General features: G+C 61.6%; 17 protein-coding genes. 13 read left to right on the forward strand and 4 right to left on the reverse strand.

Translation table 11 applies throughout. The annotated features are described in order from the left end of the window. Nucleotides 1-34 precede the first annotated feature (34 nt). From gstA to hcaB, 13 genes are all read left to right on the forward strand, one after another. Nucleotides 35-640 (forward strand): glutathione transferase GstA, encoded by a 606-nt coding sequence (gene gstA, locus LH128_RS03170; RefSeq protein WP_008828134.1) that lies wholly within the window; start codon nt 35-37, stop codon nt 638-640. A 167-nt stretch (nt 641-807) separates the two neighbouring features. After that, nucleotides 808-1,659: an alpha/beta fold hydrolase gene (locus LH128_RS03175; protein WP_008828135.1), complete on the forward strand. Its 852-nt coding sequence runs from the start codon at nt 808-810 to the stop codon at nt 1,657-1,659. An 18-nt stretch (nt 1,660-1,677) separates the two neighbouring features. After that, complete coding sequence (locus tag LH128_RS03180; RefSeq protein WP_024018961.1) at nt 1,678-2,601, forward strand: catechol 2,3-dioxygenase; 924 nt, start codon at nt 1,678-1,680, stop codon at nt 2,599-2,601. A 2-nt stretch (nt 2,602-2,603) separates the two neighbouring features. Further along, complete coding sequence (locus tag LH128_RS03185) at nt 2,604-3,035, forward strand: GlcG/HbpS family heme-binding protein (RefSeq protein WP_037517470.1); 432 nt, start codon at nt 2,604-2,606, stop codon at nt 3,033-3,035. Between the two features lie 40 nt (nt 3,036-3,075). Continuing rightward, the gene (locus LH128_RS03190; RefSeq protein ID WP_008828138.1) at nt 3,076-4,560 is read left to right on the forward strand and encodes a 2-hydroxymuconic semialdehyde dehydrogenase; all 1,485 of its coding nucleotides are present in this window, start codon (nt 3,076-3,078) and stop codon (nt 4,558-4,560) included. Nucleotides 4,561-4,564: 4 nt separating this feature from the next. After that, on the forward strand, nt 4,565-5,359 hold the full coding sequence (locus LH128_RS03195) for a 2-keto-4-pentenoate hydratase (protein ID WP_008828139.1): 795 nt from the start codon (nt 4,565-4,567) through the stop codon (nt 5,357-5,359). A 22-nt stretch (nt 5,360-5,381) separates the two neighbouring features. Then, nucleotides 5,382-6,320 carry an acetaldehyde dehydrogenase (acetylating) gene (locus LH128_RS03200; protein WP_008828140.1) on the forward strand — a complete coding sequence of 313 codons (939 nt, stop codon included), beginning with the start codon at nt 5,382-5,384 and terminating at the stop codon, nt 6,318-6,320. Then, entirely contained in the window at nt 6,317-7,348 is a 1,032-nt protein-coding gene (gene dmpG / locus LH128_RS03205) for a 4-hydroxy-2-oxovalerate aldolase (RefSeq protein ID WP_008828141.1), read from the forward strand. Before LH128_RS03200 ends, dmpG begins: the two co-directional genes overlap by 4 nt. A 1-nt stretch (nt 7,349) precedes the next feature. Further along, on the forward strand, nt 7,350-8,120 hold the full coding sequence (locus tag LH128_RS03210; RefSeq protein ID WP_024020833.1) for a 2-keto-4-pentenoate hydratase: 771 nt from the start codon (nt 7,350-7,352) through the stop codon (nt 8,118-8,120). Nucleotide 8,121: 1 nt separating this feature from the next. Beyond that, entirely contained in the window at nt 8,122-8,355 is a 234-nt protein-coding gene (locus LH128_RS03215; protein WP_008828143.1) for a 2-hydroxymuconate tautomerase, read from the forward strand. After that, nucleotides 8,345-8,626: a 2Fe-2S iron-sulfur cluster binding domain-containing protein gene (locus LH128_RS03220; RefSeq protein ID WP_008828144.1), complete on the forward strand. Its 282-nt coding sequence runs from the start codon at nt 8,345-8,347 to the stop codon at nt 8,624-8,626. Before LH128_RS03215 ends, LH128_RS03220 begins: the two co-directional genes overlap by 11 nt. A 19-nt stretch (nt 8,627-8,645) precedes the next feature. After that, the gene (locus LH128_RS03225) at nt 8,646-10,151 is read left to right on the forward strand and encodes an aldehyde dehydrogenase family protein (RefSeq protein ID WP_008828145.1); all 1,506 of its coding nucleotides are present in this window, start codon (nt 8,646-8,648) and stop codon (nt 10,149-10,151) included. A gap of 31 nt (nt 10,152-10,182) precedes the next feature. Further along, the gene (hcaB, locus tag LH128_RS03230; protein ID WP_037517483.1) at nt 10,183-10,983 is read left to right on the forward strand and encodes a 3-(cis-5,6-dihydroxycyclohexa-1,3-dien-1-yl)propanoate dehydrogenase; all 801 of its coding nucleotides are present in this window, start codon (nt 10,183-10,185) and stop codon (nt 10,981-10,983) included. Nucleotides 10,984-11,042: 59 nt separating this feature from the next. On the opposite strand, the gene LH128_RS03235 is transcribed toward hcaB, so the two are convergent. The 4 genes from LH128_RS03235 to LH128_RS03250 form a co-directional block, all read right to left on the reverse strand. Continuing rightward, the gene (locus tag LH128_RS03235) at nt 11,043-12,083 is read right to left on the reverse strand and encodes a 2Fe-2S iron-sulfur cluster-binding protein (RefSeq protein ID WP_008828147.1); all 1,041 of its coding nucleotides are present in this window, start codon (nt 12,081-12,083) and stop codon (nt 11,043-11,045) included. Between the two features lie 82 nt (nt 12,084-12,165). Further along, entirely contained in the window at nt 12,166-13,269 is a 1,104-nt protein-coding gene (locus tag LH128_RS03240; protein ID WP_008828148.1) for an alkane 1-monooxygenase, read from the reverse strand. 86 nt (nt 13,270-13,355) lie between these two features. After that, nucleotides 13,356-14,516 (reverse strand): TonB-dependent receptor, encoded by a 1,161-nt coding sequence (locus tag LH128_RS03245; protein WP_008828149.1) that lies wholly within the window; start codon nt 14,514-14,516, stop codon nt 13,356-13,358. Nucleotides 14,517-14,566: 50 nt separating this feature from the next. Then, on the reverse strand, nt 14,567-15,160 hold a 594-nt coding region (locus LH128_RS03250), incomplete at its 5' end, for a DDE-type integrase/transposase/recombinase (RefSeq protein WP_008827869.1).

Below are 15,160 nucleotides of genomic sequence, written 5' to 3' on the forward strand. Positions count from 1 at the left end.
CGCATTTCCTGGTTTGCCCAAAAGGAGACTATCCATGAAGCTGTTCATTAGCCCTGGTGCCTGCTCGCTCGCACCGCATATTGCCCTGCGCGAAACCGGTGCGGCGTTCGATGCGGTGAAGGTCGATCTGGCGACCCGCAAGGTAGAGACCGGAGACGATTTCCTGACGGTCAATCCGTCAGGCAAAGTTCCTGCGCTGACCCTCGACAGTGGCGAAACCCTGACTGAAAATCCTGCGATCCTGCTCTACATCGCCGATCAGAAGCCAGACGCGGCCCTGGCGCCTCGTGATGGCACGTTGGAGCGTTACCGCCTGATCAGCCGACTGAGTTTTCTGGGGTCGGAATTCCACAAGGCGTTCGTACCGCTTTTCACACCCGGCAGCAGCGACGAAGCAAAGCTCGCGGCCTCGACCGCCGTCAAGAATCATCTGGGTGCGCTGGACAAGGAACTTTTGGACAAGGAACACTATGCCGGTTCTGAATTCAGCGTCGCCGACATCTATCTGTTCGTGATGCTGGGCTGGCCGGCCCATGTCGGGATCGACATGAGCGCCTATCCCAACCTTGGTGCTTATTGCGGCCGGATCGCGCAGCGCCCGTCGGTTGGCGCAGCACTCAAGGCCGAAGGGCTCGTCTGATCGGGCATGCGCGAGGCGGCGATTTCTGCCGCCTCGCCGCATTCTTTATTTGCCAATGCGTTTGAAATAGTGCAATGAAAGCTACTGTAAGGTGTCAGTTCGCCGACTCGGTCCCGACACCATGTGGATACAAAATCAACGAAGCGGGAAAGGACTGGTTGGCTATCATGGCAAGCGCGACATTGGACACGAGCCGACCGGAAATCGCCAATTCGTTCGTCATCGGCGGAAGCTCGACCAATTATCATGACGTCGGCGAGGGCGATCCGGTCCTGTTGGTTCATGGTTCCGGGCCTGGCGTGACTGCATGGGCCAACTGGCGCCTGAACATTCCGGTTCTTGCTCAGGATTTCCGGGTCATCGCGCCCGACATGTTCGGTTTCGGCTATTCGGACAGCAAGGGCCGGATCGAAGACAAGCAGGTCTGGGTCGATCAGCTCGCCAGTTTTCTCGACGGATTGGGCATCGACAAGATTTCGATGGTCGGCAACTCGTTCGGTGGCGGGATCACGCTGGCATTCATGATTGCCCACCCCGATCGGGTGGAACGCGCCGTTCTGATGGGGCCTGCAGGGCTCAACTTTCCGATTACTCCTGCGCTCGACAAGGTTTGGGGCTACGTGCCGTCAGTTGAGGCCATGCGCGAATCGCTCAAGTACCTTGCCTGGGATCACAGCCGCCTGACGGAGGATCTGATCCAGTCGCGCTATGTCGCCAGCGCCCGGCCCGAAGCACATGAACCCTATCATGCAACGTTCGGCGGCGCCGACCGCCAGGCCAACGTGGCGATGCTCGCCAGCCGCGAGGAGGACATCGCCGCAATCGCGCACGAGACCTTGATCCTGCACGGGATTGCCGATCAGGTGATCCCGCTCGATTCTACCGTACGCTTGGCCACGCTGATGCAGCGGGCCGATCTGCACCTGTTCGCCGAATGCGGACACTGGGTGCAGATCGAGCGGATGGCAAGTTTCAACCGGATGGTTGCCGAGTTCTTTAAGCATGGCCTCAAGGCCTGATCGGAGAGGAGATTCTTCATGGCTTTGACTGGTGTAATTCGTCCTGGCTATGTCCAGCTCAGGGTTCTGGACTTGGACGAGGCCATTATCCACTACCGCGACCGGATTGGTCTAAACTTCGTCAATCGCGAGGGGGATCGGGCCTTTTTCCAGGCGTTCGACGAATTCGATCGTCACAGTATCATCCTTCGCGAGGCCGATCAGGCGGGCATGGATGTGATGGGCTTCAAGGTCGCCAAGGACGCGGACTTGGACCATTTTACCGAGCGCTTGCTCGATATCGGTGTCCATGTCGACGTGATCCCGGCGGGGGAAGATCCCGGTGTAGGCCGCAAGATTCGGTTTAACACGCCGACACAGCACGTCTTCGAACTTTACGCCGAGATGGCGCTGTCGGCCACCGGTCCGGCCGTCAAGAACCCCGATGTCTGGGTCGTGGAGCCACGTGGCATGCGTGCCACCCGCTTTGATCACTGTGCGCTCAACGGCGTGGATATAGCCAGTTCGGCCAAGATTTTTGTCGATGCGCTTGATTTCTCAGTCGCCGAGGAACTGGTCGATGAAACCAGCGGCGCCCGGCTCGGCATCTTTCTTAGCTGCAGCAACAAAGCACACGATGTCGCCTTCTTAGGCTATCCCGAAGACGGTAAGATCCACCATACCTCGTTCAACCTGGAATCCTGGCACGATGTTGGCCATGCCGCCGACATCATCAGCCGCTACGATATTTCGCTGGATATCGGGCCGACCCGTCATGGGATCACCCGCGGGCAGACGATCTACTTCTTCGATCCCTCGGGCAACCGCAACGAAACCTTCAGCGGCGGTTACATTTATTATCCGGACAATCCGCAGCGCCTGTGGCAGGCAGAGAACGCCGGCAAGGCCATCTTCTACTACGAAAAGGCGCTCAACGACCGCTTCATGACGGTGAACACCTGATCATGGACGGGGTGGTTTCGGTCCGGACAGTAGGCCACGAATTGGCGCTCAAGGCAGCGGCTGCCGCCGTTGCCATGGGTGCGGCGGCGGGCTGTCCGGTCGTTGCCGCGGTGGTCGGCGCGGGGGGAGACCTGGTCGCGTTCGTGCGCGCCAGCGGCTCCCCTTCGCCGTCTGCAAAGATCGCGCAGGACAAGGCTTACAGCGCCGCCAGCTTCCGCGTCCCGACGCCGGATCTCTATGCGATGGTTTCGGGCAATCCGGCCTTGCGCGACGGGATCGTCGCGCAGCCGGGAATAGCGATGTTCGGCGGCGGCCTACCGATCGAAATTGCCGGTGAATTCGTCGGTGCGATTGGTATTTCCGGCGGGAGCGAAGCGATGGACGTCGAGTACGCCAACGCCGGCCTCGCTGCGATCGGCGCAAGGCAATTCTGACGCCCCATGGGTTCTGGCAAAACGTAGGTAATATGCACCAATGACTTCCGTCTCCTCCTCTCCAATCACGGATACTATCCTGAACTTCATCGACGGGTCCTATCGCGAAGGCAGCGAGGGCAAGTCGTTTTCCAACGTCAATCCGGCCACCGGGGCCGAGATCGGGGTTGTGCACGAAGCAAGCCAGGCAGACGTCGCCGACGCCGTGGCTGCGGCCAAGGCCGCGCTTACCGGGCCGTGGGGCAAGATGACCACGGCCGAACGGGTCAAGCTGATCACCGCCGTGGCGACCGAGATCGAACGCCGAGCGGATGATTTCCTGGCTGCCGAAGTGGCCGACACCGGCAAGCCGCGTCATGTTGCGTCGCATATCGATATTCCGCGCGGAGCCGCTAACTTCCGCATGTTCGCCGATGTCGTCTCGACGATGCCGGGCGAAAGCTTCAACACGCCAACCCCCGATGGCGGCCAGGCGTTCAACTATACCGTGCGCAAGCCCAAGGGTGTGGTCGCCGTCGTCTGCCCGTGGAACTTCCCGCTGCTGCTGATGACCTGGAAGGTTGGCCCGGCGCTTGCCTGCGGCAATACCGTGGTGGTCAAGCCGTCCGAGGAAACGCCTCGTACCGCTGCCCTACTGGGCGAAGTGATGAACGCGGTGGGCATGCCCAAGGGTGTCTACAACGTCGTCCATGGATTCGGTCCGGGTTCGGCCGGCGAATTCCTCACGTCCAACCCCGATGTCGATGCCATCACCTTCACCGGCGAAACCGGCACCGGACAGGCCATCATGCAGAAGGCCGCGACCGGCGTTCGCGACATCTCGTTCGAACTCGGTGGCAAGAACCCGGCGATCGTGTTCGCCGATGCCGACCTCGACAAAGCGGTCGAGGGTCTGTCGCGCTCGGTCTTCCTGAACACCGGGCAGGTCTGCCTCGGAACCGAGCGGGTCTATGTCGAACGGCCGATCTTCGATGCCTTCGTGGCGCGGATGGCGGCGGCGGCGCAGGACTTCAAGCCGGGCGTGACCGGTGATCGCGCCTATCTCGGCCCTCTGATCAGCGCCGAGCACCGCGAGAAAGTGCTGGGCTACTATCGCCGTGCGGTCGAGGACGGGGCCACCGTGGTCACCGGCGGCGGCGTTCCTGAAATCTCGGGCGCGGAAGCCGGCGGCTTCTTCGTGGAACCGACGTTGTGGATCGACGTCGCCCACGGCGACACCGTGATGCGCGAGGAAATCTTCGGGCCGTGCTGCGGCATCTTACCGTTCGACAGCGAGGACGAGGTGATCGCGCTGGCAAACGATACGGTATACGGCCTGTGCGCCTCAGTCTGGACCGAAAACCTGTCCCGCGGACACCGCGTGGCGGCGGCGATGGAGGTGGGGGTGTGCTGGGTCAATTCCTGGTTCCTGCGCGATCTGCGCACGGCTTTCGGCGGGTCCGGCCATTCCGGCATAGGCCGGGAAGGCGGGGTGCACAGCCTCGAATTCTACACCGAGATCACCAACATCTGCGTAAAGCTTTAAGACGATGACTATCGACCCTAAAACCATCGAACAAGCGGCTCTGGCGCTGCGCGGCGCCGCCGAAAGCGGCACACCGGTCAGTCCGATCCGAGACCTGATTGCCGCCGGTGGCGTTGAGGCCGCCTATGCTGTGCAGGAATCCAACACCCGGCACTACCTGGCTAGCGGGCGGCGGCTCGTAGGGCGCAAGATCGGCCTGACGTCGCTTGCAGTCCAGCGCCAGTTGGGGGTGGACCAGCCCGATTACGGGATGCTGTTCGCAGACATGGACGTGCCGGAAGGTATCCCGGTGTCGCTTGATCAGGTCATCCAGCCCAAGGTCGAGGCCGAGATTGCGATCGTCGTTGGGCGGGATTTGCCCCACCCCGACATGACCACCGCCGAGATGATCCGCGCGGTCGAATATGTCGTTCCGGCAATCGAGATCGTCGACAGCCGCGTCGCCAACTGGGACATCAAGATCTGGGACACGATCGCCGACAACGCGTCGAGCGGACTGTTCGTGCTCGGCGCGGTGCCGCGCAAGCTAGATAGGCTGGATTTGCGCACGTGCGGCATGGTTATGGAGGTAAAAGGCGAACCGATTTCGGTCGGCGCCGGGATCGCCTGTCTTGGTAGCCCAATCACCTCTTCCCTGTGGCTGGCGCGGGTCATGGCGAATGCCGGGCGGCCCCTGCTGGAAGGCGACGTGATCCTTTCGGGCGCGCTCGGCCCGATGGCCGGGGTTTCTCGCGGAGATGTCGTTGAAGCGCGGATCAATGGGCTTGGCACTGTCCGAGCTACGTTTGCTGCTGACTGAATTGGAAGTGGAGGTTGGTCAAATGGCCAGGATGAAGTGCGCAATTATCGGTTCCGGCAATATCGGCACTGATCTGATGATCAAACTGCTCAAGGGCTCGGACACTCTGGAGCTGGCAGCGGTAGTCGGGATCGATCCGGCCTCGGAAGGCCTGGCGATGGCCCGCGAAAGGGGCGTGGCCACCACTCACGAGGGGATCGAGGGCCTGTGTCGGATGCCGCAATATGCCGATATCGGCATCGCCTTCGATGCGACTTCGGCCTATGCGCACAAGGCGCATGACGAGATACTCGCCCGCGACGGCAAGCTGATGGTCGACCTGACACCGGCAGCGATCGGTCCGGCGACCATCCCGCCTGTCAACCCCGCGGTCGATGCGACCGTTCGCAACATCAACATGGTGACCTGCGGCGGCCAGGCTACGATTCCGATCGTCGCGGCGGTCTCGCAGGTGGCCAAGGTGCACTATGCGGAAATCGTCGCGTCGGTTTCGTCGCGCTCCGCCGGTCCCGGCACCCGTGCCAACATTGATGAGTTCACCCGCACCACCGCGCGGGCGATTGAGACTGTCGGCGGTGCGGCCAAGGGCCGGGCTGTGATCATTCTCAATCCCGCCGAACCGCCGATGATCATGCGCGATACGATCTTCACGCTGTCGGAAATGGTCGATGAGGAAAAGGTGCGCGATTCGGTCCTGGCGATGATTGCCAGGGTGCAGTCATACGTGCCGGGCTACCGGCTCAAGCAGGACGTGCAGTTCGAACGCTTCGGTTCGAACCGGCCGCTCAAGATCCCCGGCTACGGTGAATTCGAAGGCCTCAAGACCAGCGTGTTCCTCGAGGTCGAGGGCGCGGGCGATTATCTGCCCAACTATTCCGGTAATCTCGACATCATGACCGCTGCCGCCAAGGCGGCAGGCGAGAGCTTGGCCAAGACTCATATGGAAAAGATCGCAGCATGACCTTTGATCCAACATCTGATCGGCTCTACATCCAGGACGTGACCTTGCGCGACGGGATGCACGCCATCCTGCATATGTATGGCACCGACAGCGTGCGCACGATCGCCAAGGCGCTTGACGAGGCAGGGGTGGATGCGATCGAGGTCTCGCACGGCGATGGCCTGAACGGTTCGACCTTCAACTATGGGTTTGGCGCCCATACCGACTGGGACTGGATCGAGGCTGCCGCTGATGTCATCCAGAACGCGGTGCTGACAACGCTTCTGGTGCCCGGCATCGGCACCGCCGAAGAACTCAAGCGCGCCTATGCCATGGGGGTGCGCTCCGTGCGCGTCGCGACCCACTGCACCGAGGCCGACGTCGGCAAGCAGCACATCGGCATCGCGCGCGATCTGGGCATGGACGTATCGGGCTTTCTGATGATGAGCCACATGATCGAGTCCGAAGCGCTCGCGCAGCAGGCGCTGCTGATGGAAAGCTATGGCGCGCATTGCGTCTATGTCACCGACAGCGGCGGGGCGCTCGACATGGATGGCGTGATCGCACGTCTCCAAGCCTATGACCGGGTGCTCAAGCCTGAAACCCAACGCGGCATCCATGCGCACCACAATCTGTCCTTGGGCGTGGCCAATTCGATCGTCGCCGCGCAGACGGGCGCGGTGCGGATCGACGCGAGCCTTGCCGGGATGGGTGCGGGAGCCGGTAACGCACCGCTCGAGGTGTTCATCGCCGCCGCCAACCGCAAGGGCTGGAAGCACGGCTGCGACGTGATGGCGCTGATGGACGCGGCGGACGACATCATACGCCCGCTTCAGGACCGTCCGGTGAGGGTCGATCGCGAGACGCTCAGCCTGGGCTATGCAGGCGTCTATTCAAGCTTCCTGCGCCATGCGGAAAAGGCAGCGGAACAGTACGGAATCGATACCCGCGAGATCCTCGTCGAATTGGGCAACCGCCGGATGGTCGGAGGCCAGGAAGACATGATCATCGACGTTGCGCTTGATCTGATCAAAGCTAAGGCCAACTGAGATGGACAGGCTGGCGAAATACGCGGAAATGCTCGACTCTGCACAGCGTGAAGCAACAGCTACCCCGCAAATCACCCCTGTGGACACCGCTTTCACGGTGGAAGAGGCCTATCAGGTGCAGAAGCTCTCGGTCGATCGGCGCCTGTCGCGTGGCGAACGGCGCATCGGCGTCAAGATGGGGCTGACCAGCCGGGCCAAGATGTTGCAGGTCGGCGTCGACGAAGTGGCCTGGGGCAGGCTGACCGATGCGATGCTGGTCGAGGAAGGATCCGCCCTTTCGCGCGCGCGCTACGTCCACCCCCGGGTCGAACCGGAAGTCGCCTTTCTGATGAAGGCCCCGCTGGTCGGTAAGGTGACTGCCGCCGCTGCGCTGGCAGCAGTCGAAGCGATCGCCCCGGCGATGGAGATCATCGACAGCCGTTACGAGAACTTCAAGTTCGCGCTCGAGGACGTGATCGCCGACAACACTTCCTCGTCGGGGCTGGTGATCGGATCCTGGCACGATCCCCGGATCGATTTTTCGAATCTGGGCGTGATCCTCGAAATCGATGGCGAAGTGGTACAGGTCGGGTCGACCGCGGCGATCCTTGGCCACCCCATCCGTTCGCTGGTTGCTGCGGCCCGGCTGGTTGCCGAAGCGGGCGAACAGATCAACGCCGGTGACATCGTCATGGCTGGCGGCATCACCGCCGCGCCCAACCTGGCTCCCGGCCAGACCGTGCGGACGACCGTGCAGAACCTTGGCGCGGTCATGTTCCAGGTGGAGGCCTGATATGCCGATCATCGAGGTCAACCTGCTCGAAGGGCGCCCGCCGGAAGCCAAAGAGCGGCTGATCCGGGCGCTGACCGATGCTGCCATCGGTGCGATCGGGGCGCCGCGTGAGTCAGTTCGCGTCATCCTTCGCGAGATGGACCCAGCGCATTTCGCGGTGGGGGGGGTAAGCTTTGCGGCGAAGGCCGCTGCCGCGCAGCCCCGAGTCGAAGAAGATTGGTCGAATGAGGCTTGAGCCCTACCAGATCCGGATCCTCGGAGGGGGGCAGTTCGCTTGCCCCGAGGGTGAACGCGTACTGATCGCGATGGAGCAGTTTGGTTCCAGCGATATAGGAGTGGGCTGCCGTGGCGGTGGTTGCGGGTTTTGCCTGGTTCGAGTTGTTGAAGGCGAATACCGGACCGGCAAGATGAGCACGGCCAAGGTTTCTGTCGCCGACCAGGCAAAGGGATACGCCCTGGCCTGTCGGATCTATCCGATGGATGACCTAGTCATCGAAGTTCTATGAAAACCAAGGGAGAGTTGTCATGGCTACGCAGTTGAAAAGTACAGAAAACGACTACGGCATTAAGTCCGAGTACGGCCATTATATCGGCGGCGAGTGGATTGCCGGGGACAGCGGCAAGACCATCGATCTACTCAATCCCTCGACCGGCAAGGTGCTGACCAAGATCCAGGCCGGCAATGCCAAGGACATTGAGCGTGCGATTGCCGCTGCCAAGGCTGCTTTTCCCAAGTGGTCGCAAAGCCTGCCCGGCGAGCGCCAGGAGATCCTGATCGAAATTGCGCGCCGGCTGAAGGCACGCCAGTCGCACTACGCGACGCTCGAAACGTTGAACAACGGCAAGCCGATGCGCGAATCGATGTTCTTCGACATGACCCAGACTATCGGTCAGTTCGAGCTGTTCGCTGGCGCGGCCTATGGCCTGCATGGCCAGACGCTCGATTATCCCGATGCGATCGGCATCGTTCACCGCGAACCGCTCGGTGTCTGCGCGCAGATCATCCCGTGGAACGTACCGATGTTGATGATGGCGTGCAAAATCGCACCAGCGCTGGCATCGGGCAACACTGTCGTTCTGAAGCCGGCCGAGACGGTCTGTCTTTCGGTGATCGAATTCTTCGTGGAAATGGCCGATCTGCTGCCGCCGGGTGTGATCAACGTCGTCACCGGCTATGGTGCGGATGTGGGCGAGGCGCTGGTCACCAGCCCCGATGTCGCCAAGGTAGCATTCACCGGTTCGATCGCCACTGCCCGCCGTATTATCCAGTATGCCTCCGCAAACATCATCCCGCAGACGCTCGAGCTGGGCGGCAAGTCGGCGCACATCGTGTGCGGCGATGCCGATATCGACGCGGCGGTGGAAAGCGCTACGATGTCGACTGTGCTCAACAAGGGTGAGGTCTGCCTGGCCGGTTCGCGCCTGTTCCTGCACCAGTCGATCCAGGACGAGTTCCTGGCCAAGTTCAAAACCGCGCTTGAAGGCATCCGCCAGGGCGATCCCCTCGATATGGCAACCCAGCTTGGCGCCCAGGCGTCGAAGATGCAGTTCGACAAGGTAGAAAGCTACCTGCAGCTCGCAACCGAGGAAGGGGCCGAAGTTTTGACCGGCGGCACCCGCGCCGATGCTGCAAATCTGGCGGGTGGCAACTTCATCAAGCCGACGGTGTTCACCAATGTGAAGAACACAATGCGCATCGCGCAGGAGGAGATCTTCGGGCCGGTGACCACTGTAATCAGCTGGAACGACGAAGCCGACATGATGCAGCAGGCCAATGCCACCACCTACGGCCTGGCCGGCGGCGTGTGGACCAAGGATCTTGCCCGCGCCCACCGGATCGCGCGTCAGCTTGAAACCGGCACGGTCTGGATCAACCGCTACTACAACCTTAAGGCCAACATGCCGCTGGGCGGTTACAAGCAGAGCGGCTTCGGGCGTGAATTCAGCCATGAAGTGCTGAACCACTACACCCAGACAAAGTCGGTCGTGGTCAACCTTCAGGAAGGCCGCGTCGGGATGTTCGATCAGTGATCGAGAACCCGCGATCTTCGGGAGGAACGATGTGACTGCAAGGCTCGAAGGACAAGTGGCGCTGCTAACCGGCGGCGCCACAGGGATCGGTGAGGCGGTCGTCGCGCGCTTTATCGAAGAAGGTGCCAAGGTTGGCGTCCTGGTCAGGGATGCCGCTCAGGCCGACTTGGTGCGTACGCGGCATGGCAACGCAGTAGTCTTGATTGAGGGCGATGTCCGCAATTATGTCGACAACGAAAAGGCAGTCGTCGCAACCGTGGCTGCATTCGGCAAGCTTGACGTGTTCGTCGGCAATGTCGGGATCTGGGATTTCATGACCCCGCTTGCGGACATGGAACCCGAAAAGCTCTCGGAAACGCTGGACGAGATCTTCGGCGTCAACGTAAAGGGCTACTTCCTTGGCGCCCGTGCCGCAATTCCGGAGTTGCGTAAGACCAAGGGCAGCATCATCTTTACTGCCTCGACTTCAAGCTTCTACACCGGCGGTGGCGGTACGCCCTATGTGGCGTCGAAGCACGCCGTGCTGGGCCTGATCCGCCAGCTCGCCTGGGAACTAACCCCCGACGTCAGGGTCAACGGCGTGGCGCCAGGCGGCACCCGAACGCCGCTGGGCGGTACCCATGCGGGCGGAACAGCCGATGTTCACATGGAAGATATGGAAGGGCTCGACGCGATGATTGCCGGGATGACGCCGCTCGCGCGGATCGCCGAACCGGATGATCACTCCGGCCTCTATGCCTTGCTCGCCTCGCGTCGGGACTCGGCCTACATGACAGGAACGGTTTTGCTCAGCGACGGTGGAATCGGCATCGGCAAACGCCCCGGAAGCTGAAGCGGCTTAGATCTCTCCACCCTTGGCGGGTGCTCGATTCGTCGAGCGCCCGTCTTTTTTTACGTGCGATTGCTGCGATCAAGAAAGCGGTCGGCCGAAATGACCGAACGTGAGAGGCCGGCGGCAAGCAATTGCGCTTCGGCAAAGTCGATCATCGCCGGTGGGCCACACAGATAGGCTTCGTGCGCCGCCAGGTCTGCAACGCCCGCAATCTGCTCGGTGATCAGCCCACGCGCTCCTGCCCAGTCGCTGTCTGGCTCTTCATCCGACAAGGCCGGGACGAATTCGAAAGGGGCCATCCAGCGTTGACGAAGGGCCGCAATTTTGTCGAGGGCATAGAGATTGGACTTACGGCGCGCACCGTACAGCAGGTGCACCGCCCGGTCTGCGCCCCGGTCGAGCGCCTGCTCCAGAATCGAGATGATCGGCGCTAGACCACTACCCCCGGCGATGCAAAGAATGGGGGCAGTGCTGTCCTTGAGGGCGAATTGCCCATAGGGGGCGGTAACCTTCAGCTCCATTCCGGTGCGATCGGTGCAGAACAGCCAGTCGGTAAATGCGCCGCCCGGAACGTGCCGGATGTGAAAATGCAGTTGCTGGGTGGGTTCACCAACCGTCGCGAAGGCGAATGAATAACTGCGTGCACCTTCGATGCCGGGAGCGGTCAGATCAGCGTATTGTCCGGGAGTGAAGGCCAGTGGCCGATCCAGTTCGATGGTCAGCCCGATTATATCCTCGCATAGCCGTTGTGCGGCGACGATGGTGCCGCGATATGTAGCAATGGCGATCCCTTGCGAGAGTGGCGCATCAACCGCGATTGTCAGATCCGAGCGCGGAATGGCCTGGCAGGCGAGGCGAAAGCCGCTGCGCAGTTCGTCGCCCTCAAGTGCAAGGGCCGACGGGCTCAATTCGCCGATCTTGCCAGACACGAGCTTGAACTTGCAGGTACCGCACGAGCCAACCTTGCAATCGTGCGGCATGGCCAGACCCGCGTCCAGCATCGCTTCAAGAAGTGTCTTGCCCGCCGGTATGTCAAGCGTGGTCGGCGATCCTTCCACGGTTACGGTGTTCATCTTGGATTTGCGCAGGAAAGAAAACATTGTCGGGTTTTTCCGAAATGGGCGGGCGGAATCTGCAGTTGCAGATTGTCGCCCGAATGAGGGTGGACGATTGGCCTGGCGTTCAAGTGCTGGCCAGCCAGCGCGGCCAGCCAGCCTGTGCGTTGGCCTGATCCGCCAGCTTGCGTTCGCCGGGGGTGGCGAAACGTTCGTCCCAGTCCTTGAGGCGCGGTTGCGCGATGAAGCGGAACCAGACCGGCGGGATCAGTCCGGCGGCGAAGCACAGGAACAGTGAGGGCATCTGCGGCGCTTGCGGTTCGGGCTTCAGCGCATAGAAGGGGATATGCCCGTCAAGGTGATGGTTGATGTGGTTGGTGATTTCCGCACCGATCGGCCGGACGATCGCGCCAAGGTGGTTCCAGGCGTGATGGAGCTCGATCGGCGCCCCTTCGACCCGGATCAGGCCATAGTGCTGGAAGTAGTTGAACCCCTCCACGAACATCTTGGCCATTACCATCGCGCCGACAGCGGTCAGCGCCGCGCCAAGGCCTGCCGTCAAGCCCACAAAGACGATGATACTGCCCGATAAGAGCGGCAGTAGCCACACCGGATTGCGCCATCCCAGCGAAGCATGGCCAAGCTTGCGGAGGATTTCGGCCGACTTTTCCCAAGTATCCTTGTAGGAACCCCAACTCGCCTGGAACACGAAGCTGTAGATGGTCTGCCCGCGCCGAGGGGTATCGCTATCCTTGGCCGTGTCGAGATGGACGTGGTGGGTGACGATATGGGCAATATCGCGATTGGGGTCGCCGTAGAACGCGCTCAGACACTTGGCGACATAGCGAGGAAACCAGTGGCGGCGGTGCATCAGCTCATGCGCCACCGGCAGGGTCGGCACCGCCGAGAGCCAACCCAGGCTGAGCAGCGATCCGGCCAGTTGCCAGCTTGAATTGTCGGCGCCGGTGATCGGGTTGATCGCGGTCGCAACCGATCGGGCAAAGGCCCAGACCAGCAGGATCATGCACGGGAGCTGGAGGTACATGGCGAAATCGCCAAGCAGTGCCGTGCCCTGCGCGCGCATCTTGTGGTCCGCCGGCAGCAGGATATCCAGCGTCATCAACACCGGAAAGGTCGCCGCGCCCAGCCAGACGTAGCTGCCGCCGAGCATGAATCCGATAACGCCCGCCAAGGTCATGACCGGAATGAGAAAATAGCGCAGTCCGTCCATCGGATTTCTCCTTAGTTATTCTGTTCTGGCCTTGCCCGTCGAGGCAAGGGTGAGGGCGGTGGCGGTCCGCCGCCCTCGGGCCTTCATCAGTACTTGTAGGCGAGCTTGAGGAACCATTCGCGCGGACGCGAGAAGCTGGCCGTTGCGGCGCCGCCGACGTTGAGATCGACATAGCCGCCCTGCAGATAGCGCTTGTCGGTCAGGTTCGTGACGCCCGCAGTCAGGGTGAAGTGCTCACTCCTGTCGGTGAACGAGGCACTGGTGCCGAACACGCTGTACGCGGGCTGGAACAGTTGCGGGCTGTTGACTGCATCCTTGAAGGTGCCGCTCTGGTAGGACCAATCGCCGCGCAGGGTCAGCTTGCCCATGCTGCCTTCATAGACGTCGGCGTTGATCGCGGCCGAAGCTGTCCACTTGGGAACGAAGGCGAACTTCGAATCCAGCGTGACTGGCGCCGCGCTCGGATCGATCTTGGTGTAGTAGGCATCGAGATAACCCACGCCGAAGTTCACGCGAACCTGTTCGATCGGGGCAGCTTCGCCTTCGATCTCGAAGCCCTTGATCCGGCCGGCACCGGCGTTGCGAACCTTCGGAGCGATCCCTTCGTTCACAGTGATCTGCATGTCGCTGTAATCGGAAAGGAACGCCGCGATGTTCAGGCGCAGGCGCCGGTTGAACAGTTCGTTCTTCAGGCCGATTTCGTAGGATTCGACGAATTCCGGCGTGAACGAGGGGGTCGCGATTTCAGCTGGGAAGATGCGCTGGCTGAACCCGCCGTTCTTGAAGCCTTTCGAATAGGACGCATAGATCAGCGAATTGTCGGTTATCTTGTAGTCCGCCGAGATCGCCGGGGTCCACTCCTTGGCCTTGGCCGAAACCTCGATGGCCGGCATCGTGTGGTTGCCGCCCGGGTTGGTCGCCGAAGGCGTGCAGTTCGGTAGCGGGAAACCGGCCAGCGGGCCTGACGGGAACAGGTTGGCCGCCGGGTTTGCCTGTCCGACGAGGCACTGGCTGAACGCGACGAATGCGCCCTGCGGATAGACCGATGCCAGCACTGGATCGAGTTGCGAGCGGTCGTTGAAGATCGTCTGCACAGACGGGTCGAACCGCTTGGTCTCGTTAGTGTAGCGGATGCCCGGCGTGATCGAGAACCGGTCGGTCACCTTGAAGGTGGCCTGCAGGTATGAGGCATAGCTGTCGTTGTCGATGTCGCCGCCAGTAAAGAACTGGGCAAACCCGAATTCCATCGGGGTGTAGTCAGTGCCCTTTTCCTTGAGATAATAGATGTCGTTGCCCCTTAATTCCCGGACAGTTCCTCACTGGTTGAACGTGTGATGTATTCGCGCGGGGCGAGATAGCCAAGGGCGCGATGCGGGTGGACGTTGTTGTAGTGGTGGAACCAGCTTGGTAGCTGGCTGATCACGGCCTTGGCGTTGGGCTTTTCGGCGACGCGGACGTAGTCTCGCTTCATGGTCCGCACGAACGCCTCTGCCATGCCGTTGGATTGCGGGCTTTCGATGGGTGTTGTCCGGGGTCTGAGGTTGATCTCGCGTGCGAAGCGGCGAGTCTCCTTGGCGGTGTAGCAGCTGCCGTTATCTGTCAGCCATTCGATGGTGGAAGGCAAGCGGTTCACGCGGCCGAAGCGGTGCTCGACGGTGGCGGTCATCAGATCGCGCACGTCCTCGGCGGATATGCCTGCGGTGGTGGCCACGAAGCCCATTGCCTCGCGATCGCAGCAATCCAGGGAGAAGGCGACGCGCACCTTCTCGCCGTTGTCGCAGCCGATCTCGAAGCCGTCGGAGCACCAGCGGGTGTTGCGGGTATCAACCGCGACGCGCCCGTCGTGACGACGATCGTCTGCCTTGCCGCTATGGCGCTGGAGCAGCAGGCC

It is taken from the genome of Sphingomonas sp. LH128 (assembly GCF_000293195.2).
GTDB classification, from domain to species: Bacteria; Pseudomonadota; Alphaproteobacteria; order Sphingomonadales; family Sphingomonadaceae; genus Novosphingobium; species Novosphingobium resinovorum_A.